The organism is Castellaniella sp. (assembly GCF_049671645.1).
Lineage (GTDB): Bacteria > Pseudomonadota > Gammaproteobacteria > Burkholderiales > Burkholderiaceae_B > Castellaniella.
Window position 1 is genome coordinate 63,775 of sequence record NZ_JBATVG010000007.1, and the last position, 21,778, is coordinate 85,552.

The 21,778-nt window shown below is 62.0% G+C and carries 16 protein-coding genes; 5 read left to right on the forward strand and 11 right to left on the reverse strand.

The features are described 5' to 3' along the window. Positions 1 to 66: 66 nt before the first annotated feature. Genes mnhG through WBG56_RS01680 form a run of 6 tightly spaced genes read right to left on the reverse strand, consistent with a single transcriptional unit; the run spans position 67 to position 6,073 of the window. On the reverse strand, positions 67 to 438 hold the full coding sequence (gene mnhG, locus WBG56_RS01655) for a monovalent cation/H(+) antiporter subunit G (protein WP_424264808.1): 372 nt from the start codon (positions 436 to 438) through the stop codon (positions 67 to 69). Then, entirely contained in the window at positions 435 to 719 is a 285-nt protein-coding gene (locus WBG56_RS01660; protein WP_424264809.1) for a K+/H+ antiporter subunit F, read from the reverse strand. The genes mnhG and WBG56_RS01660 overlap by 4 nt, the downstream gene beginning before the upstream one ends. Continuing rightward, positions 716 to 1,207 carry a Na+/H+ antiporter subunit E gene (locus WBG56_RS01665; RefSeq protein WP_424264810.1) on the reverse strand — a complete coding sequence of 164 codons (492 nt, stop codon included), beginning with the start codon at positions 1,205 to 1,207 and terminating at the stop codon, positions 716 to 718. Before WBG56_RS01665 ends, WBG56_RS01660 begins: the two co-directional genes overlap by 4 nt. Continuing rightward, complete coding sequence (locus WBG56_RS01670) at positions 1,204 to 2,826, reverse strand: monovalent cation/H+ antiporter subunit D (protein ID WP_424264811.1); 1,623 nt, start codon at positions 2,824 to 2,826, stop codon at positions 1,204 to 1,206. The genes WBG56_RS01665 and WBG56_RS01670 overlap by 4 nt, the downstream gene beginning before the upstream one ends. After that, a complete protein-coding gene (locus WBG56_RS01675; RefSeq protein WP_424264812.1) occupies positions 2,823 to 3,164 on the reverse strand; it encodes a Na+/H+ antiporter subunit C in 342 nt (113 codons plus the stop codon). Before WBG56_RS01675 ends, WBG56_RS01670 begins: the two co-directional genes overlap by 4 nt. A gap of 2 nt (positions 3,165 to 3,166) precedes the next feature. Then, positions 3,167 to 6,073 carry a monovalent cation/H+ antiporter subunit A gene (locus WBG56_RS01680; protein WP_424264813.1) on the reverse strand — a complete coding sequence of 969 codons (2,907 nt, stop codon included), beginning with the start codon at positions 6,071 to 6,073 and terminating at the stop codon, positions 3,167 to 3,169. Positions 6,074 to 6,249: 176 nt separating this feature from the next. Here WBG56_RS01680 and hemN point away from each other — a divergent pair, with 176 nt between their 5' ends. Next, positions 6,250 to 7,707 carry an oxygen-independent coproporphyrinogen III oxidase gene (hemN, locus tag WBG56_RS01685; RefSeq protein ID WP_424264814.1) on the forward strand — a complete coding sequence of 486 codons (1,458 nt, stop codon included), beginning with the start codon at positions 6,250 to 6,252 and terminating at the stop codon, positions 7,705 to 7,707. Here the strand turns inward: hemN and WBG56_RS01690 are convergent. After that, positions 7,689 to 8,090: a YbaN family protein gene (locus WBG56_RS01690; RefSeq protein ID WP_424264815.1), complete on the reverse strand. Its 402-nt coding sequence runs from the start codon at positions 8,088 to 8,090 to the stop codon at positions 7,689 to 7,691. The genes hemN and WBG56_RS01690 overlap by 19 nt on opposite strands. 102 nt (positions 8,091 to 8,192) lie before the next feature. Between WBG56_RS01690 and WBG56_RS01695 the strand changes: the two genes are divergently transcribed. Next, complete coding sequence (locus WBG56_RS01695) at positions 8,193 to 8,825, forward strand: Crp/Fnr family transcriptional regulator (RefSeq protein WP_424264816.1); 633 nt, start codon at positions 8,193 to 8,195, stop codon at positions 8,823 to 8,825. Between the two features lie 821 nt (positions 8,826 to 9,646). After that, positions 9,647 to 13,288, forward strand: coding sequence for a hypothetical protein (locus WBG56_RS01700; protein ID WP_424264817.1), 3,642 nt, complete (start codon positions 9,647 to 9,649; stop codon positions 13,286 to 13,288). A gap of 147 nt (positions 13,289 to 13,435) precedes the next feature. Here WBG56_RS01700 and WBG56_RS01705 read toward each other — a convergent pair whose 3' ends face one another. The 4 genes from WBG56_RS01705 to WBG56_RS01720 all read right to left on the reverse strand — a co-directional run bounded on the left by WBG56_RS01705 (position 13,436) and on the right by WBG56_RS01720 (position 19,438). Beyond that, positions 13,436 to 14,446: a hypothetical protein gene (locus WBG56_RS01705; RefSeq protein ID WP_424264818.1), complete on the reverse strand. Its 1,011-nt coding sequence runs from the start codon at positions 14,444 to 14,446 to the stop codon at positions 13,436 to 13,438. A gap of 817 nt (positions 14,447 to 15,263) precedes the next feature. After that, a complete protein-coding gene (locus tag WBG56_RS01710) occupies positions 15,264 to 16,424 on the reverse strand; it encodes an IS30 family transposase (RefSeq protein ID WP_424264819.1) in 1,161 nt (386 codons plus the stop codon). A gap of 1,425 nt (positions 16,425 to 17,849) precedes the next feature. Next, positions 17,850 to 19,214 (reverse strand): hypothetical protein, encoded by a 1,365-nt coding sequence (locus tag WBG56_RS01715; RefSeq protein WP_424264820.1) that lies wholly within the window; start codon positions 19,212 to 19,214, stop codon positions 17,850 to 17,852. 2 nt (positions 19,215 to 19,216) lie between these two features. After that, a complete protein-coding gene (locus WBG56_RS01720) occupies positions 19,217 to 19,438 on the reverse strand; it encodes a DUF2249 domain-containing protein (RefSeq protein WP_424264821.1) in 222 nt (73 codons plus the stop codon). Between the two features lie 227 nt (positions 19,439 to 19,665). Between WBG56_RS01720 and ubiU the strand changes: the two genes are divergently transcribed. Further along, complete coding sequence (ubiU, locus tag WBG56_RS01725; protein WP_424264822.1) at positions 19,666 to 20,721, forward strand: ubiquinone anaerobic biosynthesis protein UbiU; 1,056 nt, start codon at positions 19,666 to 19,668, stop codon at positions 20,719 to 20,721. A 77-nt stretch (positions 20,722 to 20,798) separates the two neighbouring features. Next, positions 20,799 to 21,758, forward strand: a complete 960-nt coding sequence (gene ubiV / locus WBG56_RS01730; protein WP_424264823.1) for a ubiquinone anaerobic biosynthesis protein UbiV — start codon at positions 20,799 to 20,801, stop codon at positions 21,756 to 21,758. The last annotated feature ends 20 nt before the right edge of the window (positions 21,759 to 21,778 follow it).

Genomic DNA, 21,778 nt, shown 5'->3' on the forward strand with positions numbered 1-21,778 from the left:
CCCGGCCCGGTTCAGGGGACTCGTCCAGTGTAAGGGTTCTCCCTGAGGCGAATGTTACAAATGTGCTCAGGCGGCGGGCGGTTCCGCATCGTTGGGGGCGAGTTCGGCCCCGGTTTGCGCAGGCGGAGCGGCGCGCGCGATACGGCGACGGATGGCGCTTTGCATTAGCAGGATCGCCGTGACGGGGGCGCTCATGAACAGGAACAGGCAGATCAGCCATTCGTGGAAGATGGGCCTGCCCTGCAGCAGGCTGGCTACCAGGGTGGCAGCCAGGGCGACGCAGAACGTGCCCAATGTCATGCCCAGGGTGGGGGCGTGCATGCGCTGGTAGAAGTTGCGCAGGCGCAGCAGGCCCAGCGACCCGATCAGGGTGACGAGGCCGGCCAGGACCAGCAGGAAGGCCACCAGGATGGCTGCCCACAGGGGGAGTTCGTTCATGGTTCGATGACCTCGCCGTGCAGCAGGAATTTGGCCAGGGCGGCCGAGCCGACGAAACCGAACAGGGCGATCAGCAGCGCCACGTCGAAATACAGGCCGGCTTCGTAGCGCAGGCCCAGCACCAGCAGGATCAGCATGCCGTTGATGTAGAGCGTGTCCAGGGCCAGGATGCGGTCTTCGGCGCGCGGACCCCTGATCAGGCGGATCGCGGCGCAGGCCAGGCCCAGGACGAAACACAGCAGGGCAAAGCCGCCTGCCCAGTTCAACAGGATCGTGCTCATTCGAAGATCTCCATCAGCGGGCGTTCGTAGCGGTCCTGGATGACGCGCGTCAGGCCCGCCGGGTCGGACAGGTCCAGCACGTGCAGGGTCAGGACGTTGCGTTCGGTGTCGTGCCCCGCCCAGACGGTTCCCGGGGTGAACGTGACGATGCAGGCCAGGGCGGCCAGCCCGTGGGGATCGCGGATCCGCAGGGGAATGTCCAGGAAGCCGGACTGCGCGGAGGAGGCATCTCCGCGCAGGATGCGCTGGCTGACCAGATAGTTGGAAAGCACGATGTCGCGGGCGACGTGGGCGATCAGCCGCAGGGCCGTCCAGGGGTGGCGCAGGCGGGCGCGCACGGGGCGCAGGATGGGCGCCAGCAGGCTGAGCGTGACGGCGATCGCCAGGCCCAGCGCGATCTGCCCGGCCGACAGGCTGTCGTTCAGGACCAGCCACAGGGCCAGCAGCAGGCAGGGCAGGGGCAGGAATCCCAGCAGGCGTCTCATCATTGCGGCGCCTCCGCGGGGGCGGGGCCCAGCACGGCCTGGACGTAGCGGGCCGGCTGGTCCAGATAATGGGCGGTGTCCTCCAGGTAGCTCATGGCAGGGCCGGCCTGGATGGTCAGCGCGGCGCAGGCTCCCAGCAGCACCAGGATGGGGATGATCTCGTTGAATTTCAGAGTCGGAACGCGCAGCTGTTCCGGAATCCAGAACAGGCGCACTCCGCAGCGGCCCAGGGCCATCAGGCAGGCCAGACCGGACCCCAGCATGGCGGCCACCAGCAGCCAGACGTTGACGGTGGGGGCGCCGAACTCGGCGGTGCGCAGGGCCGCCGACAACAAGGAGAATTTCGCCACGAAGCCCGACAGGGGCGGCAGGCCGATGATGAGCAGGGCGCAGGCGAAAAAGCTCAGCCCCAGGAAGGCCATGGTGGCGGGCAGCGGCGCGCCCACGACCTGTTCGGACAGACTGGCGTCGTCGGGCTCGTCGGTCTCGAAGGCTTCCTGGGTGACGGCCAGGATGTCCGCCCCGAAGGACTGGCTGCGTTCGGTCAGTTCCAGCAGCAGGAACAGGGCGCCCAGGGCCATGACGGAACTGAGCAGGTAGTACAGGGCCGGGCCTGTCAGGGTGACGCCGGGCATGCCCAGCGCCGCGAAGAGCGTGCCCGACGAAGTAATGATGGCGTAGGCCGCGATGCGTCGCGGCTGCGTGCTGGCGAGCATGCCCAGTGTGCCGAAGGCCAGGGTGGCGATGCCGGCCGGAAACATCCAGGCGCCGCCGAAGGCCGCCGGCGCGCCGGCGGGCAGCAGCAGCGAGCCGATGCGCAGCAGGGCATAAATGCCGACCTTGGTCATGATGGCGAACAGCGCCGCAACCGGGGCGCAAGCCTCGGAGTAGGCGTTGGGCAGCCAGAAGTTCAGGGGCCAGGCCGCCGCCTTGATCAGGAAGGCGACCCCCAGGATGGCTGCGGCGCTGTCGAACAGCTGCCGGTCGGACCCGGTCAGGGCGAGCGCCCGGACCGACAGATCGGCCAGATTCAGGGTACCGGTCAGCCCGTAGATCAGGGCGATGGCGATCAGCAGCAGGAACGAGGCGATCAGGTTGACGCCGATGTAGTGCAGGCCGGCGCCCACGCGGCGCTTGCCCGAGCCATGCAGCATCAATCCGTAGGACGCGGTCAGCAGGATTTCGAAGAAGACGAACAGATTGAACAGGTCGCCGGCCAGGAAAGCGCCGTTCAGGCCCATCAGCTGCAGCTGGAACAGCGGGTGGAAGTGGCTGCCGGCCCGGTCCCAGCGCGCCGTGGAATAGATCCAGGCGCACAGGCCCAGGATCGCCGTCAGGCCCAGCATCAGGGCCGACAGGCGGTCGGCCACCAGCACGATGCCGAAAGGCGCCTGCCAGTTGCCCAGGCGGTAGACGCCGATGTCGTTGGGCCAGAGCGAACCGCCGATGCCCTGGGTGGCCCGGATCAGCATCAGCGCGGCCAGAATCTGCAATGCCAGGGACACCGCGCCCAGGCCCAGACGCAGGGGGCGCTGGCTGTCTCGCGTGAGCAGCATCAGCGCGCCCGCCAACAGGGGGATCAGGACCGGAAGGACCGGCAGGTGTTGCATCCAGAGGCTCATGAGCGGTGTTCCTCGCCATCGACGTGGTCGGTGTCGCTCATGCCGCGCGAGGCCAGCAGCACCACCAGGAACAGGGCCGTGGTGGCAAAGCCGATGACGATGGCCGTCAGCACCAGGGCCTGGGGCAGGGGATCGGCGTAGCGGGCCGGGTCGGCCCAGTGGGGATCGATGACGGGCGGGGCGTCCAGGCGCAGACGGCCCATGGCGAAGATGAACAGGTTGACGGCGTAGGCCATCAGCGCCAGCCCCATGATGACCTGGAAGGTGCGCGGGCGCAGCAGCAGCCAGATGCCGGATCCTGCCAGCACTCCGATGGCCAGGGCCAGTATCCATTCCATGATCAGGCCTCCGCGAGCGGCGTGTCCGCCGGTTCGGTGATGTTGCGGTGAAAGCGCAGGGATTGGTGCGCCAGGGCGATCAGGAACAGGATGGTGGCGCCCACCACCAGCATGTAGACCCCCAGGTCGAATACCAGCACGCTGGACAGGTGGATGACGCCGATCAGCGGCAGGACCAGATCCAGGACATAGGCCGACAGCAGCGGCTGGCCGGCCCACCAGACGGCCATGGCGGCGCCGCCCGCCACCAGCAGGCCCAGCGCGATCCAGATCTGCGGGCGGATCAGCGGCCGGGCTTCGACCCAGAGGATGCCGCCGACCATGTACTGCAGGATGATGCCGGTGGCCATGACCAGCCCGCCCACGAAGCCGCCGCCCGGCAGGTTGTGGCCGCGCAGCAGGAAGTACAGGGAGATCAGGGTGGACACCGGCAGCAGCAGGCGCACCAGCACGGCGGGGACGTGCATCAGCCCGTCGGGCAGCGGCGCCTTGATGTCCGGTTCCCGGGCCGGGACCTGTTGCAGGATGCGGCGCAGGCGGGGCGAGGCGGCCAGGGCCTCTGCGGGCGGGCGAAAACGTCGCAGCAGGGCGTACACGCACAGCGCGACGATCGCCAGCACCGTGATTTCGCCAAAGGTGTCGAAGGCGCGGAAATCCACCAGGATGACGTTGACGACGTTCGCCCCGCCCCCCAGGGGCCAGGCCTGCCGGACGAAAAAGCCCGAAATGCTGGGATGGGCCGAGGGGCGGATCATCATCACGTAGGCCAGGGCCGCCAGCCCGGCTCCGCCCGCGACCGCCACGGCGAAGTCCCTCCAGCGACGCCATTGGGTGCGGCGCCAGGTGGCGCCCGGGAATTCCTCGATGCGCGGCGGCAGCCAGCGCAGGCCCAGCAGGATCAGCACGGTGGTGACGACTTCGACCGCCAGTTGCGTCAAGGCCAGGTCGGGGGCGGATAGCCAGGCGAAGGTCACGCAGGTGATCAGGCCCGTGGCGCCCGCCAGCATCAGCGAAGCGGTGCGGTGGTATTTGGCCTGGTACGCGGCTGCGACGGCGCAGGCGCCGCCCATCAGCCACATCAGGCCGAAGGACCATTGCAGCGGCGTGTCGCTGGCGAAGGCCTGCGGCCACCAGCCGCCTCGCAGCAGGGGCAGCGCGGCCACGCCCAGGGTGCAGAGCACCAGCAGCAGGACCTGGACCTGCAGCCGCTGGCTTTGCAGCCAGCCCAGCAGGCGCGATGAGCCGCTGTCGATGGCTTCCAGCAGGGTTTCGAAGCTCTGGCGGCCGTCCAGGCGGTAGATCAGGGGCACTTGGCCGGGCGCCCGGCGGTCCCGTTCCCGCAGCGCCAGGTACAGGCCGATTCCGGCCACCAGGGCGATGAGGCTCATGATCAGGGGCAGGTTGATGCCGTGCCAGACCTGCAGGTCGAACACCGGCACGCGAGACCCGAGCAAGCCGCGCATGACCATGTCCAGGACGGCGCCCAGCGTCAGGTTGGGCAGGATGCCGACGGCCAGGCAGATCACGACCAGGATCGTGCAGGGGATCAGCATCATGCGGGCCGGATCGTGCGGCGTGCGAGGCAGGTCGGTGGCGGGGGGGCCGAAAAAGACCTGCAGGACCAGCCGCAGGGAATAGGTCACGCTGAAGGCTCCGGCGATGACGGCCGCCAGCGGCAGCCCCCAGCGGCTGGCCCAGTGTCCGGTGATGAAGACGGTTTCGGCGAAGAACATTTCCTTGGAAATGAACCCGTTGAGCAGCGGCACCCCCGCCATGGCGGCCGCAGACACCATGGCCAGGGTGGCGGTCAGCGGCATCAGGGTGCGCAGGCCCGACAGGCGGGTCAGGTCGCGGGTGCCGCTTTCGTGGTCGACGATCCCGGCCGCCATGAACAGCGAGGCCTTGAAGGTGGCGTGGTTGACCATGTGGAAGACGGCGGCCACCAGCGCCAGACGGCTGTTCATCCCCAGGAGCAGCGTGATCAGGCCCAGGTGGCTGATGGTGGAGTAGGCCAGCACGCTTTTGATGTCGCGTTGGAAGGTGGCGGCGTAAGCCCCCAGCAGCAGCGAACACAGGCCGGCGCCGCCGATAGTCCAGGTCCACCAGTCGGTGCCGGAAAAAATCGGCCAGAAGCGCGCCAGCAGGAAGACGCCCGCCTTGACCATGGTGGCCGAATGCAGGTAGGCCGAGACCGGGGTGGGGGCCGCCATGGCATTGGGCAGCCAGAAATGGAAGGGGAACTGGGCGCTTTTGGTGAGCGCGCCCAGGGCCAGCAGCACCAGCAGGATGGGATACCAGCGGTGGCTGCGGATTTCGCCGGCGGCGGCCAGCACGGCATCCAGGTCGTAGCTGCCGACGATGTGGCCGATGATCAGCATGCTGGCCAGCAGGCAGAACCCTCCGCCGCCCGTCACCAGCAGCGCCATGCGGGCGCCGCGCCGGGCCTCGGGGCGGTGCTGCCAGTAGCCGATCAGCATGAAGGACGACAGGCTGGTCAGTTCCCAGAACACCAGCAGCTGGATCAGGTTGCCCGCCAGCACCACCCCCAGCATGGCGCCCATGAAGCTGAGCAGGAAAGTGAAGAAGCGCGGGACGGGGTCCTGGTCCGACAGGTAGTAGTGCGCGTACAGGGCGATCAGCGCTCCCATGGCCGACACGATCACGGCGAAGAGCCAGGCGTAACCGTCCATGCGCAGGGTCAGGTCCACACCCTGGGAGGGGATCCAGGGGATGCTGAGCTTGATCATGCCCAGGGCGGCGACCTGGGGGGTGGCCGCCAGCGTCAGCGCCAGGCAGGCCAGCGCGCTGCCGCCCGCGATCCAGGCCCCCGCCCGGCGCGCGTTCGAGGGAAGCAGTGCGGCGCACAGGCTACCGGCAAACGGGATCGCGAGGATCAGGGTCAGAAGCATGGGGGAGTCGTCAATTCTGAATATCAGCTAACTGTTTATGATACGCGAACTCGGGGGCTTGACTTGAATCAAGCCGGATGCGCGCATTTCGCATGACAATGTCTTTCGATACAGGACAATGAAGCCTGTTGATCCAGGGCCAGGAGGTCCTGGGCCCGGCTTCAGGAGCGTACCGCATGAACACCCCCGACACCGCCCGTCATCCCGGCGCGCCCGTGCAGGCGCAAGCCTCCCTCGCCGAGCAGACCATTGCCTTTCCGGACCTGGAAGTTTCCGAGGCGCTGATTCGCCGCTTCGATCAGTCCGGCCCCCGGTATACGTCCTACCCCACGGCGGACCGCTTTCAGCGGGACTATCCAGCCTCGTCCTACCAGGCGCATCTGGCGCGGCGGGCGAGCTCCGCGCGGCCGGCGCCTTTGTCGGTGTACGTGCATCTGCCTTTCTGTGAGTCGCTGTGCTATTTTTGCGGCTGCAACAAGATCATCACCCAGGACCACAGCCGGTCGGCCGAATATCTGGACATCCTGTTCCGGGAAATGGATCTGGTCAGCTCGCACCTGGGCGCGGCGCGGCAGACGATCCAGCTGCATCTGGGGGGCGGCACCCCGACGTTCCTGAGCGCGGCGGAATTGACCTCGCTGATGGACCATGTCCGCCGCCATTTCGATTTCACGCCCGATGCCGAACTGGGGGTCGAGATCGACCCGCGCACCGTGACGCCGGATTCCCTGGTCATGCTGGCGGGTCTGGGCTTCAACCGCACCAGCTTCGGCGTGCAGGATTTCGATCCGCAGGTCCAGGCCGCCGTCAACCGCATCCAGCCTTACGACATGGTGCGCACCGCCCTGCAGGCCAGCCGCGACAATGGCTTCCAATCCATCAACGCCGATCTGATCTACGGACTGCCCAAACAGACGCTGGACAGTTTCAGCCGGACGCTGGACCAACTGATCGAACTGTCGCCGGATCGCATCGCGCTGTACAACTACGCGCACTTGCCCGACCGCTTCAAGTCGCAACGCCTGATCCATGCCGAGGACCTGCCGTCGGCCGACACCCGGCTGCAGATCTTCCTGATGTCGGTGCGCCGGCTGCTGGCGGCAGGCTACGTCTACATCGGCCTGGATCACTTCGCCAAGCCCGACGATGAATTGAACCGGGCGCGGCTGGACCGCAGCCTGCACCGCAATTTCCAGGGATATACGACGCGGGCCGAGTGCGATCTGGTGGGCTTCGGCATTTCCGCCATCGGCAAGATCGGCGATGCCTACGTGCAGAACCATCATTCCCTGAACGCCTATCGCGCCGTGCTGGACCGGGGGGAACTGCCGACCGCCAAGGGCTTTGATCTCAGTCCCGACGACGTCATCCGGCGGGAAGTGATCATGACGCTGATGTGCAGCATGCCGCTGGATTTCGCCGCATTCGAGGATCGTCACGGGCGGTCTTTCCAGGCCTGTTTCGCCGATGAACTGGCGCGCTTGCAGCCGTATGCGGATGCCGGCCTGCTGGAAATCGACGAACGGGGCGTGCGTGTGCAGCCCCGCGGCCGGGTCTTCGTGCGCGCCTTTGCCATGCTGTTCGACCAGTACGTGCGCCGCCCCCGCGTGGCGACTTATTCGAAATTGATCTGATCGTCGGATTCCGGCTGGCCGTCGCGGGGACGCGTCGGCAGGCGCCACAGGTAGATCGTGACGCCGATGCCGGGAACCAGCAGCAGCCAGCGGGCCCAGGGCACGGGCATGATCCAGGCCGATATCGCCAGGGACGGCCACATCAGGGCCAGCGCCACGCATTTGCTGCGCAAGGGGATGCCGCGCCCCGATTGAAAGTCGCGAATATACGGACCCAGGACACGATGGGACATCAGCCAGACATGCAAACGCCGCGAACCGCGCATATAGCAGAACGCGGCCAGCAGCAGGAAGGGCGTGGTGGGCAGCAGGGGCAGAAAGATCCCCAGCACGCCCAGCGCCAGGGCCAGTGTGCCCAGCACGGTGTACAAGGCGCGGATCATGATCCGGATTCTAGCAACCCGGAGGCGCCGCGTGGTCCGGCCCGGGCGGGCGACGATGCGCCGCGCCACGGACGCATCCGGGATCTGCTGGCCCAGGTGCCCTTGTTCAATGAACTGCCGGTGGCCGAGCTGGAGCCGATCGTCCTGGGGACCAGCGAGATTTCGGCGCGCCGCGGCGAGATCATCTTTCATCGGGGCGATCCCTGCGTGGGCTTCCACGTGGTGGTCTACGGCCAGGTCAAGCTGGTGTTCGTGTCGGCCTCCGGGGTCGAGCGGGTGGTGCGCCTGATCGGGCCTGGCGATGGTTTTGGCGAGGCCCTGATGTTCATGGGCCAGAACTACATCGTCACGGCCGAGGCGCTGCGCGACACGCTGCTGCTGCACGTCGGGCGCGATGTCCTGTTCGAGCAGATCGACCGCCATCCCGGCGTGGCCCGCAAGATGCTGGCGGGCTTGAGCCGACGGCTCTACAGCCTGATGGGCGACGTGGAGGCATACACCCTGCACACCGGCGCCCAGCGGCTGATCGCCTTTTTGCTGCGTTCGTGGCCCGGCGAGGCCGGGCAGCCGTTTCGCATCGAAATCAGCAAGTCCATCATCGCCTCGCGCCTGAATCTGACGCCGGAACACTTTTCCCGCATTTTGCGCGAACTCAGCGAACGCGGCCTGATCCGGGTGCGCGGGCGGGAATTCACGGTGCTGGATGTCGAGGGGTTGAGGGCGTATCGCGGGTGATTCCCTGTTGGCTTCTTTCGGCCAGGAGCGGTCGGTCACGACAGGCCCGCCGGCTGGCGCTGCGCAACATCACGGCAAAATGGAGCCGATCCGCCCATGACTGGGAGCAGGCCATGAATCAATTCGCCATCCTCTATGAGGATCGATTCAGCCCGCATTTCCGTGTAATGCTCAACCCGTCTCAAACACGGAATTTCTGACAGCCCCGTTACGACCGACTGGTTTTTAGTAGCCTAGCCAGGCCGTACTCTTTGAGTCGAGCATGGAACAGGCACTTTCCGGCAACCATATGAAACACCTAGGCTTCTCACCATTACTCCCTTGGCGCCGTAGGGGTTAAAGAAATTCGCCCAAGTCGATTGCTGTACACCGAATTAGTGTTTTGGTAATGCTGCACTTGCAGTGACAAACTTCGATCTTGCTGAGCGCATGTCCTTTGCTTTGTTGCGCAAGGTGACGCCAAAGAGTATGGCCACGCCATCGTGAAGATCGGGGAAAACTACTATGCCCCAACCTTGCAATCCCGGCAGTTGCAGAGCCTGCGATACCGTCTGCACAGCGAATACACAAAGCAGGAGCTCCGGCAAATTGTTCTACAGAACCAAACTGTCGGCAAGACATCTGGCGGCTTTGCACACGTCTACCCTCCTGGCCTGAGGTCTAACGGCGATATCGTCTTCGAATTGATCTCCGGTCCAGACTTTATAGTCCGGGGATGCCTAACGCCTAGATGCCCCCCGCCGTTTGTGCAGCCTGCGATTTGCCATGCACGGTTGCTTCTTTCGTAAAATGCATTGCCGGGGAACTAGAAAGGGGGAGCCGTGTCAGGATTCGAAGATGTGCGTCTGCCTAAAGGCATGCGGACACCGCTGATGGTGCGCTTCGAATTGCGGCAGATGTTCGATCGCTGGTTGCCGCGATTGCGTCAACCGCGTTTCGTCTCCGAATCTGACGCAATGGTCGACGAACTGAGTCTACTCGACCTGTGCGAGCACTATCGATTGGAGTATCCAGGTGACGCTGCGGACGTAGCCAAGGCTTGGGACGAATCGAAGGAGCGCATTTCTGACGGAGGTCCAACGTTCGCTGACCTCGTGCATTTTGGCTGGGTGTTCTTCGACGGCGGCCGTTGGGTGATGCAGCGCCCACCTGTAGGCACGTTCTCGTATATTACCTACCCGAGCCCAAGCACAAAGACCTTTTTGATGGGGCTTTGCAAGCCCCGGCTTGTTGCGAGGACTGATACGCCGCCTCCGGCTGCTCAAGATCTCGCCGCCAAGATAGTGGCTGAAGGCTGGCTCGGCTCGCACATTCCTACTAAGGACCCTGACTGGCTTGCAGGCCGGCTGTGGGAACGACTGTGTCCGAAGTCGCAGCCTCACGCCAAGGACAATGGCAACAACACAATTCAGGCAGCGACTCCTGCTGAGGATGAGGCCCGTGGCTCGCCGACATTGCTGGACGCTGATGCCGAAACTGTTGACCGAGCCTTCTTGGAATGGTCTGCGTGGTGTGATGTCCTTGGCAATATCTGCAGATGGGACATTGGCTGGGGGCACACTGAGAGGCAGTATTGCCGTGAGGCTGCACTCCGAGTCCTTGAGCGCCAAACCCTTTGGGGCACTTGGAACAACGACGCCGAGCGTTATGCCGACGTTCTCGAAAAGACACTTGCGATTCCACGGGATCAACTGCGGTATGGCGGAGCGCCGAGAACGGCAACGCCGCGGACATTGGTATTTCGAGCCGACTGGCTGAATTGGCCAGAGGTTGAACATCTCATGATGACACGGCTCGGCGTGAGCACGGTCAGCTTTGCATTTGGCCTGCTTTGCTCCGAACTTGAGAAAACCGATACTGGGCCGAGCATCACGGCCGTGGTGGCGACTGTTATATCGTTCGCAGCCGATCATCCAATGGCATTTCAGCAGCTCTTGTTGCGAGTCGATACCGTGCCCACGCTCTTGGTAGACATGCTGATGCACTCGCGTGCTGCCAGTCTAGCTGCCAAATTGGTCATCGAGTGGAAGTCGAAGTCCGGACGGGATACTGACCGTAATGTGAGCCGTGACGCACAGACTAAAGCATTTGCAGTCCAAGACGCACTATCGTTCCTAGCTTACCACTTGGATAATGGCATACTTGACTTCGAAGAATGCGCGTCTTTGATTACGTGGTGCTATGACGGAGGCGCCGGGGGTCAGAGGGGCGTTGCAGATTCACGGAGGACCGTTGGTCAACAGCTTCTCAGGATGGTCGCAAAAGAAAAGGAAGAGCTTCAGTCCGTAGTGCTGCAGTGTCTCGTAGGCCAGATGGCTTACCAGAATAACGTGCCCCGGGCGCGCTTTGCGGGAGTGCTTCACGGACTGTGCTTCCTTTCTGGCGCGACCGAGGTCGACCTTGTGCCAATCGTCGCACTGTATTCAAAATTTGCACGCGACCTAAACCTGGATTGGACCGACGCATCCAGCTTGTCCGCAGAGTTGGCTGCGCGACTCGTCGCGACCGCATTCACACAAACGGTATCCGACCGCGATGCGCTGCTAGTGCCATTCGATAGCGCAAAGCTTTTGAGAGAGGTGCCAGAAAAGGAAAGACCTTCCCTGCACTCCTCTATTGCTAGAACATTGAGGGGGCACGTACGGTTGCTTGCACGCGCCGTGGCCGGTTGGCCTGACGCCGACATACCGACGGAACTTTTCCGTGCTCTGCATACGCTCATTTCGCGTAGTGTCATTGAGCATGACGAAAAAGGCCGTGTCGGGGCCCTCACGGACAGGTACAGCCCAAGCCGCTATTACCTTTCACATGAAGAGGGGTCGCCAGCCCAAGACCTCGCGGCTGCATGGCGGCGGCTGGACAGCAACTGTAAGGAAACCATGCTGCAGGCGCTTGCTCAATCCGATGACCCGGTGCTTCTTGCCGAGCTTTGCCAGAACCTGCCCGCCGAGGCGAAGCCTGATATCCAAAAAAGGCTGCGGCAACTGAAACCGGGAGAAGCTTCGACGCCTTGGACCTGGCCGGAGCTACAGCACCGTATCGAGTCCTTGTTGGTCGCAGGCGAATACGGACTTGCCCGGGAGCATCTGGATGAAACTCAGCAGAAATTAGACTGCGCGCCTTCGCAGTTTCGGCTTGGCTTTTTTGGCCTTGAGCTCCGACTGTTTCTGAAGGAGGGGAACTGGACTGCACTCGATGCCGCGATCATCCCATCGGAGCTGGATGCACCCACGGCGCGACAGGCGCGCGACCAATTGGACTTCTACCGGGCGACCTCCCAACTGTTGCGTCCAGGCGGTAATCTAGCAGAGGCTCGACTCGTACTGCAGCGCCTTGCAGCGAGCCCCGGTGCAGCGGCTGCATATAAGGAGAACGCCTTCGCGGTTGCCATTCAGCAGCTTCTGAGGCCATCCCTTCATCCATTGACAGGCGCAGACAAGGTGACCGGCGAGGGGCTGCTTGCAGAAATCAATGCCGCAGTCACTGCGGACAAGAATCTAGCTAGTAACACCTTTCTCGCCAACCGCGCGCTGCTCATGCTGGCCTTGCAAAGGCCTGAGGATGCATTGGAAAGTGTGGCTGCACGTCGTCAGGATAGGCGCAGCTCAAACCTCGAACTCATAACCGTGCTTGCAAAGTCCGCGATGGGGTTACGGGGTGAGGCGATGGCGATATTGGATGCAGCCATCACCGAGTTTGGTACTGACGAACAGCTTATTGCGCTCAAGAACGATCTCCAAGCTGGTGACGGTGCATCTAGTGTTGCTTCAGCATCGGTTGTTGTCGATCCGGTTCAGTCCATCCGGGCCTCCTTGCAACAGTTGACCGAGCTTCCGCCGTCGCAGGTCGGTGACATACTCGGTCCACTTGGCCGCGGAGTTCGAGGCTATCTCATACGGCAAGTCTCACGTGCCGTTGCTGCGCTTCAACATATGGCGGCTATGCTTCGAGATCGAAAAAATGCTGAAGACGAGGCTAGGTTTGAGGACGATCTCAACACTGCTGTCCGAGAGGTGCTGGGGGCTTCGCTTGTAGTGGCGAAGTGGGATGTGGCCGATCAGGCGCTCGGCGGAGCAACTGCAAACGGCAATCCCGGCGAACGAGATGCCGTTATCAGGGTGTCTGGTCAGGAAATAGCCATCTATGAGGCGCTCGTCTGTTCTGGAGTTAAGCAGACTAATATCAAGGAGCATTTCGACAGACTGTTGACATACGGTGTCTGCGACATCTATTTCCTCGCCATTTACTCGTACGCGAAGGAGATCAAACTGCTTCTCGATTATGTCGAAGAAATGCTCGAAAACGAGGTTCCTCCCGGTCTCGCATACCTTCGCTGTGAATCTCTAGGGCCCCCCGATTACGAGACAAGCGGGTATATCGCAACTTATCGTGTCGACCACCGTGAAATCGCGGTGGCGTTCTTGATTGTTGACCTTAGGGCATCGCGGCCTACCGCGACTTAGACTGCTGCTTTAACGGGCCAACGGCCGCAATGGGTCGGATGCGGGCAGTCATAAATGGCTGCTTCCGACCCGAAGCGGACGCAGGTCGGCGTCTGATATGGGGGAAGGCAATTTCGGACACTCTGTTCAATTCACGTCAGATAAGCATCACTTATCTGGAAATGCGGGAAATGTGTTGGGCAGGTACCCAAAACAAGTCGAGTTGACTACTCGAATCCCTCGCTCCCGGAACCAAGTGGCCATGAAGTGAGCCTTGTGCGGTGGACAACGAGGATCGATAGCAACTGATTCGACTAGATTAACCGAGCAGTTTACAAACTCGTGCTCTGGAATCTGGACTGTAGATATCCAGCCCCAAAACCGAAAATTTTCTTTGAGTAGGCTGTGGTACTGATGTGTTGGCTCAAACATCGCCTGGTCATCCAGCATGTTTGCCGAGAAGGTCTCTTCCCCAATTCTCACACTCAGCCGCACCTCGGCTTCATGGCTAAAACTGGCATCCTTCAATCTACACGTTGTACGTACGTCAGAGAATCGACGCTGTTCTTCACGCTCCCAATAACGGGGATTAATTTCTGTAAGACTGGGTCGTTCACGACCCATCCGCTCGTAACGCTCATCAAGGCGCTGCCTGGCCTTGGCACGCCTACCAATTCTGTGTGAGATGTCTGCAAGATTTTCGTACGTCACAGGCTCAATACTTCCCATAACTGCAACCGCTACACGCTTACCGAGATCCGACGAGTTCAGTCGCAGCAACGAGTACTTCGAGGCAAGGTTCTCTACAGCTGGAAGTAGTTTCGAGACTGTTGTTGACACACGTACCGAGCAATGATCAGGAGAGTAGAGCGCCCACATCGCGACAGACTCGGCATTTCGGGACCAGCAACTGATATAGTGACTTTGCTTAACCCTGTCATGCATCCGACGAGCAGTTTCTGCATCAGACCATCCCATCCCGCAGCCGCTACCTGGTTGAGTCAACTCAAGCTGGGTGAGCAGCCTATCGATTCCCTCGTTCCTATCACTAAACGTATCCGCGCGGGAGAACATTAGCGTCATACTTGAGCACATTGCTGCTGCACTGAAGAAGTCCATCGTTCTGTAGAGCACCGTATCTTCTGGCAGTGTTGGAGCAATCGAAATGAGTGGTGACATAGCGGATTCGTGGGAAAACAGTATTTGTAGATTGCGTTCAGCGAAATGGGTCTATCGGAGCGCTCGCTTCTAGCTCTTCCGACTTTCTAGTCTCTTGCAATCAAACTACGGCCGTCGGCTTCTGGCCGATTGTAGTCAAAAGCCGACCGACCGGATCCGACCTAGAGCGGACTGCCGCTTGAGTGACAGGTTAGGTCTGATTAATGGGCTAGGGGTGTGCATCTTTGATATGTTGTTCAAGCCCTCTTCTCCACTTTCCACAAACTGGGCACTTGAATTTTGTAAGTCGGTTAAGAACGCGATAGGTACTGGTTTTTTCAAGTTTGGATACGCTGTGATTCAGCATGTACTCAACCCGCTCGTAGCTCATTTCTGCATCGCGACATGAGCTAATTTTTAGACTGAGAAATTTCTCAGATAGTCTAGAGGTTGGGTTGTTGATTCCATGTTTTTTGTAGAGCAGCAGGAGGCCTGCAACCAACTCACAGAAACTAGTTGAGTAAGTGATGGCGAAATTTGCTCGGCCGACATTTAATACGCTAATACCAGTTGGGCCGATTCGGGCGCACTCATTCAAAAGTACACTCTCATCACGAATAAATTTGGGGTCGTCACTGGGCATAGCGAAAATACCTAACTTGTTATATACCGGGGATTTTCAATTTAACACAGAGATCTGTGATACAACGTGGGAACGAGAAACCTTAGAATATCGTATGGAGCAAGACAGAAACGGCCCGAATCGGTACCGTTTATGATCCAGAAGATCGCCAACGGTCAAGCCTGCGTTGTCGACTGTCCGCTTCTGGCTGTGGATTCAACCGGTGGATGCAACGGTCTGCTTGAACCGTTGTGCCGGTGTCTCGTAGTTTAGGGTTTTTCTCGGACGCTCATTCAGTCGCCGCGCAATCGCATTGAGCTTGGCCTGTGAGTAATCGGATGGATCGACTCCCTTTGGCAGGTACTGTCGCACAAGACCGTTGGTGTTTTCATTTGTCCCACGTTGCCAGGGGTTCTGTGGATCACAGAAATAGACCTTGATATCTGTGACCAGTGTGAATCGCTTGTGATCAGCCAGCTCCTTGCCTCGATCCCAGGTAAGCAACTTATAGAGTTCCCGTGGCAGTTGTCGAGCATTCTTGATCAATCCGTTGACCACCGTCTTGGTATCCTTGGCTGCCACCTGCACCAGCATGACATAACGCGTCTGGCGTTCGACCAGAGTCGCAATCTGGCTGTTGCTACTGCCAAAGAGCAAGTCTCCTTCCCAATGCTCTGGAACTGCTCGATCTTCCGCTGAAGCGGGACGCTCGCTGATCGAGACCGCGTCGACGATCCGCCCGTGATTGTCTGTCTTCTGCGTATGGTGGCGGGAGCGACGCATGGCTCGAGTTCGTCGCAAGTGCGCCAACAGCTCCTTCTTCAATGCGCCGCGCGTTTGGATAAAGAGCGTGCGATAGATGGTCTCGTGTGACACCTGATATCCCTCGTTGTCGGGATGAGCACACTTCAGCCATCCAGCGATCTGTTCCGGCGACCACTGCAATCGGAGCTTCTCAGCCACAAGGTGCGCTAGATTTGGATTGTCTGCCAATTTACACATCTTGGGGCGAAGCGCCCTGTCCCACGCGGCCTGTTCGGCCAGGCTGGCGCGATAGTCCGATGGCCCTCCGTTACGATGAACTTCCCGGCTGACCGTGGAGGGTGCTCGCCTGAGGCCTGTGGAAATCGAGCGGATTGAATGGCCAGCGATCAGCCCTCGCGAGATCTCCTCGCGCTCGGCTAGCGTCAGCGCCAGATGGGATCGGCTCCTTGGCACTGGTTGTATGCCACCAGTCTCAGCAAGAATCCGTTGGATCGAGGAGTGGTTTCGACCAAACATCTGAGCGATCTGCTGAAGCGACTCGCCCTTACGCCGGCGTTCCCACATCACGGCCTTCTGGCTGTCCGTGTAGTAGATTCGAGATCGCTGCTTCATCTGCAACACTCCTGCTGCTTATGCAGCTGCTAGTATGTTGCATCCACCGGTTGAATCCACAGCCCATTGCTGCCTATGCTGGGTCAGCGGCAACAAACATAGGCCCCAAGCGGCCTCCCGCCAACGGAATTCGCCGGGATAGTCAAGCAGTGTCGACCTCATCCTTCTTACCTGCTTCCCACCTGAAGCTGAGCCTATCATCGCGGCCTATCACAAACAGCCCTGACCAGATAGCCAACCAGAACTGAGCTGTCACAAGCGGGGGTAGTGCCATGATCCACCCAATACCTCGAAGGAGTGTCTGTATGACAGGTTTGCGGCGTGGGCCTGTTGCGTAAGGCGAATACACTCGATTTCTGGGAAGCCCAAAGCAGAAACGCCAATATATGGCGATTTCTTCCTTAGCAAACTTTATCGCATTACAGTTCCACCAATGCCCCCATTGATACATCCACTCATCATTCAGGATCCAACTTTGAGATAGGTATGAGCGCATAGTACTGCAAGGTGGCAGAGCCTCTCCGCTCGAAAGCCTTACAACACACTGCCGCAATTTGACCTCTTCGACAGAGAATGCTATTTCCTCTCGGAGGCCGCCAACAAAATCCAGAACTGGAACATTTATCAAGCTCCAGACCATCGGAGTTCGGTCAACGTCACAAACGGATATTTTGTCCTGATAGCGGACGCCAGCGCCACGGGCCTCGAAATAAAGATCCACATTTGACAGTCTCTGACCGGTCGATCTTAAGGCAAGCTTAGAAACGTGGGGTTTGTTATCTGTAGGCTGCGCCAGCCTCAAGGAATACTCTAGGTGGTTTCCTAATGGCTCCCACCGCGATCCGAGTTGATGACGAGAATTCCATTTTCGATGCGATCCAACATAGGTCTTGTACAGCAGCACCTTGGTTACGCGCTGCCAAACCCAGGAAGCGGCTTTCACGATCAAGTTGAACGGAAGGGGCAGATCCAAATGAAACTCCAAAGTGCAAGCACGCAGGCCAGTTGGCCTTAGCATCTGATATGTCCGGAGAGTTAGGGCAAGGTCAAGCCCCCTTAATGGCTAGCAGCGATTAAGTGATCCAGATGAGGATACGCTCAACGCAGCGGCCTTATTCAAAGCTTATAAATTGCTCTCCTGAAACTCCGATTGTAATGCTCACGAAGCTTCACCGCGCACTCAGCGACCTGTTCGAATCAATCGCCCCTAATTCCCTAGGCTCATACAAAAGTCCGCTTCTGGCCGCTAGCAGCCGTTCGTGTTAGATCAATCCGAAAAATTCAAAATTAAACGGTGAAAAGTACAGAACGTTCAAAACTGGATGATCAGATCGTTCAAATTTCAATAATGAAATTTCCGTAATGTATTGATTTTCAAGGTATGATTGTCCGATTTTCGACGGCGTCCGGCAGCGGTCGCCGCCGCTAGCGGGGATCGGGCGGGTCCTGCAAGGCGGCCGTATGATGCGGCAGCGCCGCCATCGCCCGCAGCGTCTTGCGGTACAACCGCAGCGCCCGGACCAGGTTCCAGGCCAGCAGCGCCGCGGATGCCAGCAGCAGGGGCCCCGCCGCACGGCCGGCGGGCGTCCAGCCGGCCGCCGCCAGCGTCCAGGACAGCGTCATCAGCACATATAGCGCCCAGTGCCGCCGGGCCGGCCGTTCCGGAATGTAGGCGGCCATCTTCGGCAGGACCTTCAGGTACACGCGGGCCTGGCCCGGATCCCGGGATGGGATCACCATGGCGTCCTGGGCGTGTTTCCACAGCAGGAAGGGCACGATCTTGTACAGCATGCCGTGGACGATCGCCCCCAGGCCGCCGACGATCAGCAGCACGCCCAGCACCATGGCGGCCTGGGGGGCGTGGCCGTGGCGCAGCCAGACCCAGGCGGGCGCGCAAGCCAGCAGGCTGATCAGGCCGGTGAACCAGAACAGCGTCGTGGGCTCGGCCGTCGGGCGTTTGCGGGTCGCCAGACGGTGCAGGGACACGGCGATCCAGGTGACGTAGGCGCCGGCCAGCAGCAGTTCCACGGTTTCGCGCATCAGGCGCGGCAGGCCGGTGCTCGCGTCCAGCGCCGTCCAGGCCAGCAGCAGGCCGGGGATCAAGAGCGGCAGCCAGCGGGCCAGCGGCCTGGGGTAGAGTTCGGTCAACTGGAAGATCGGCAGCAACTGGAAGGACATGCCCATCAGCAGCAGCCCGCCCCAGCCCAGCAGCCCCCACAGCACGTGGCTGCCCACCCATTCGGGCAGCCCCAGCCCCAGGCCCAGCGTAGCCGCCATGGTCAGGCCCAGGGCCACGGTCAGCGCCAGGGCCAGCAGGGCGCCTCGCACCGGCACCAGGATCTCTCTCGCGCCCTTGTACACCTGAGCGCGATGGCTCCACAGCGCCCGGCCCAGGACCGCCAGGTAGAGGCCGAAGGCCAGGCCCAGCAGGATCACGGCGGACACCCAGGCCCAGGAGGCCCACCACAGGAAGCCGGCGGCCAGGGACAGCGTGCCCAGGGTCAGCAGGGCATGGACGGTCCGGGCGACGGCGCGCGCGGGCGTGACGGGCACGTTGCAGGCCACGGCCAGGATCTGGATCAGCGCGCCCAGCATGGCGCTGCCCAGAATGCCCAGGGTCCACAGATGGGTCAGCGCCAGGGCCTGCGCTGTCCAGCGGGACGAGAACGCCTGCGGACCCGCCCAGGTCGCCAGCGCTCCCGCCAGCAGGGCGAACGCCGGCACGTTCAGGAAGAAGGGCAGGGGCACCCCCAAAGCTGGGGTTTTGTCGAAATCCAGGGCGCGCTGCATGGTCAGTCGATCCAGATCGCGACCTGGAAGTGGGTGTCCTCGAACGTGCATTCATGCCGGAACCCGTCCCGGTCCAGCATTGCATACAGGGGATAGGGTTCGCGGTCGATCAGCATGTTCAATCGCTGCCCGGGAGTCAGGTCGGCCAATGCTTCCAGGCAGTGTTCCAGCGGTTCGGGCGGGGGCAGTCCGCGCACGTCCAGGGTGATGTCGGGCAAAGCCATGCGGGGTCCTCTCAAGTCAAGCCGCTACCTTACACGACCGGTCGGCGGCCGGCGGCGAAAACCGCGCGCCGAATGCCGGTTCCCTTGATGCGGATTAAGGACTTCGTCCGTCGAACGGCGCATAGTGCCCGCTATTGCCGATGCAGGGCCCGGCGTCCCCTTGGGTCAGTCCCGCGGGATTCCGGCGGCATGCCCCGCCTGCACGGCTCGAACCGTCAGGATGTTCCATGTCTGCCTTGCCTTCCTCCGACCGCCCCGGCGTAGTGCCCTGCCACGATCTGTCCGGCTTTGAACTCGTCTGTCCGGCGGGCAGCCTGCCGGCTTTGAAATCCGCCGTGGACGAAGGCGCAGACTGCGTCTATCTGGGCTTTCGCGATGCGACCAACGCCCGCAATTTCGCCGGCCTGAATTTCGATGCGGCGGCCATCGCGCAGGGCATCCGCTATGCCCACGACCGGCAGCGCAAGGTGCTGCTGGCGCTGAACACCTATCCCCAGCCCGATGCCTGGCGCCTGTGGCGGGATGCGGTGGACCGCGCGGCCGATGCCGGCGTGGATGCCATCATCATGGCCGACCCCGGCCTGATGGCCTATGCCCATGCCCGCTATCCGGACCTGCGCCTGCACCTGTCCGTACAGGGCTCGGCCACCAACTACGAGGCCATCCGCTTCTATCACGAACGCTTCGGCGTGGCCCGGGCGGTGCTGCCGCGCGTGCTGTCGGTGGCCCAGGTGCAGCAGGTGTGCGAGAACACGCCGGTCGAGATCGAGGTCTTCGGCTTCGGCAGCCTGTGCGTCATGGTGGAAGGCCGCTGCGCCCTGTCGTCCTATGCGACCGGCGAATCGCCCAATACGCACGGGGTCTGCTCGCCCGCCAAACACGTGCGCTGGCAGCAGACGGACCAGGGCCTGGAATCCCGCCTGAACAACGTGCTGATCGACCGCTACGAACCCGGCGAGAACGCCGGCTATCCCACGCTGTGCAAGGGCCGCTTCGACGTGGCGGGCGAAAACTACTACGCCCTGGAAGAGCCCACCAGCCTGAATACCCTGGAACTGCTGCCACGGCTGATGGCCATGGGCGTGCGGGCCATCAAGATCGAGGGCCGTCAACGCAGCCCCGCCTATGTGGCGCAGGTCACGCGGGTGTGGCGCCAGGCCATCGACCAGGCGCGCTCCAATCCGGCCCGCTATTCCGTGCATCCGTCCTGGATGGCCGAACTGAACAAAGTCGCCGAAGGCCAGCAGCACACGCTGGGGGCCTATAACCGGCCCTGGAAATGAATTCCGCGCGGGGCATGCGCCCGGCTTGCGGCCAGGCCGCCCGGGCCGCCCCGCCTATCGCGCACGAGGAAACCGTCATGAAAATCGCCCTTGGGCCCCTGCAATACTACTGGCCCCGCGTCACGACCCTGGAGTTCTACGCGGCCGTGTGCGACTGGCCGGTCGACATCGTCTATCTGGGGGAAACCGTCTGTTCGCGGCGCCACGAGCTGCGCCTGCCCGACTGGATCGAAGTCGCCGACATGCTGGCCCAGGCGGGCAAGACGCCGGTCCTGTCGACCCAGGTATTGCTGGAATCCGGCAACGACCTGAACACCCTGCGCAAGATCGTCGACAACGGCCGCTACGGCGTCGAAGCCAACGATATGGGGGCTGTGCGCCTGGTGCAGGCCGCAGGCCTGGCGTGGACAGGGGGGCCGTTCCTGAACATCTACAGCAAGCCCACGCTCGATGTCATCGCCGCCCAGGGCGCGACCCGCTGGGTCATGCCGCTGGAAATGGGGCGCGCCGGGCTGACGCAACTGCAGCGGGACAGGCCTGCCGGCTTGCAGACGGAAGTCTTCGCTTACGGCCGTATGCCGCTGGCCTTCTCCGCCCGCTGCTTCACCGCCCGCAACCGTAACCTCCCCAAGGACAACTGCCAGTACGTCTGCATGGACCATCCGGACGGCCTGCTGCTGGAAACCAAGGAATCCCAGGCGTTCCTGACCATCAACGGCATCCAGACCCAGTCGGCGCTGGTGCATACCCTGATCCACGAACTGGACGAGTTGCGCGGCCTGGGCGTGGACGTGCTGCGCCTGAGCCCCCAGTCGCAGCACATGGAGCAGGTCGTGGCGGCCTTCCGGGCCGTGCTGGATGGGCGGGAATCCGCCGCCGATGCGCATGCCCGGCTGGTGACGCTGATGCCCGCCGGGCCCTGCAACGGCTATTGGCACGACCGTCCCGGGCTGGACATGGTGCTGCCCGGCGACAGGATCATTTCACCGGCCCCGGATATCCGAACCCCGGGGGTCAAGGCGCGCGTCGTTGCCTGATGCGCGCCCGCTTCACCGCT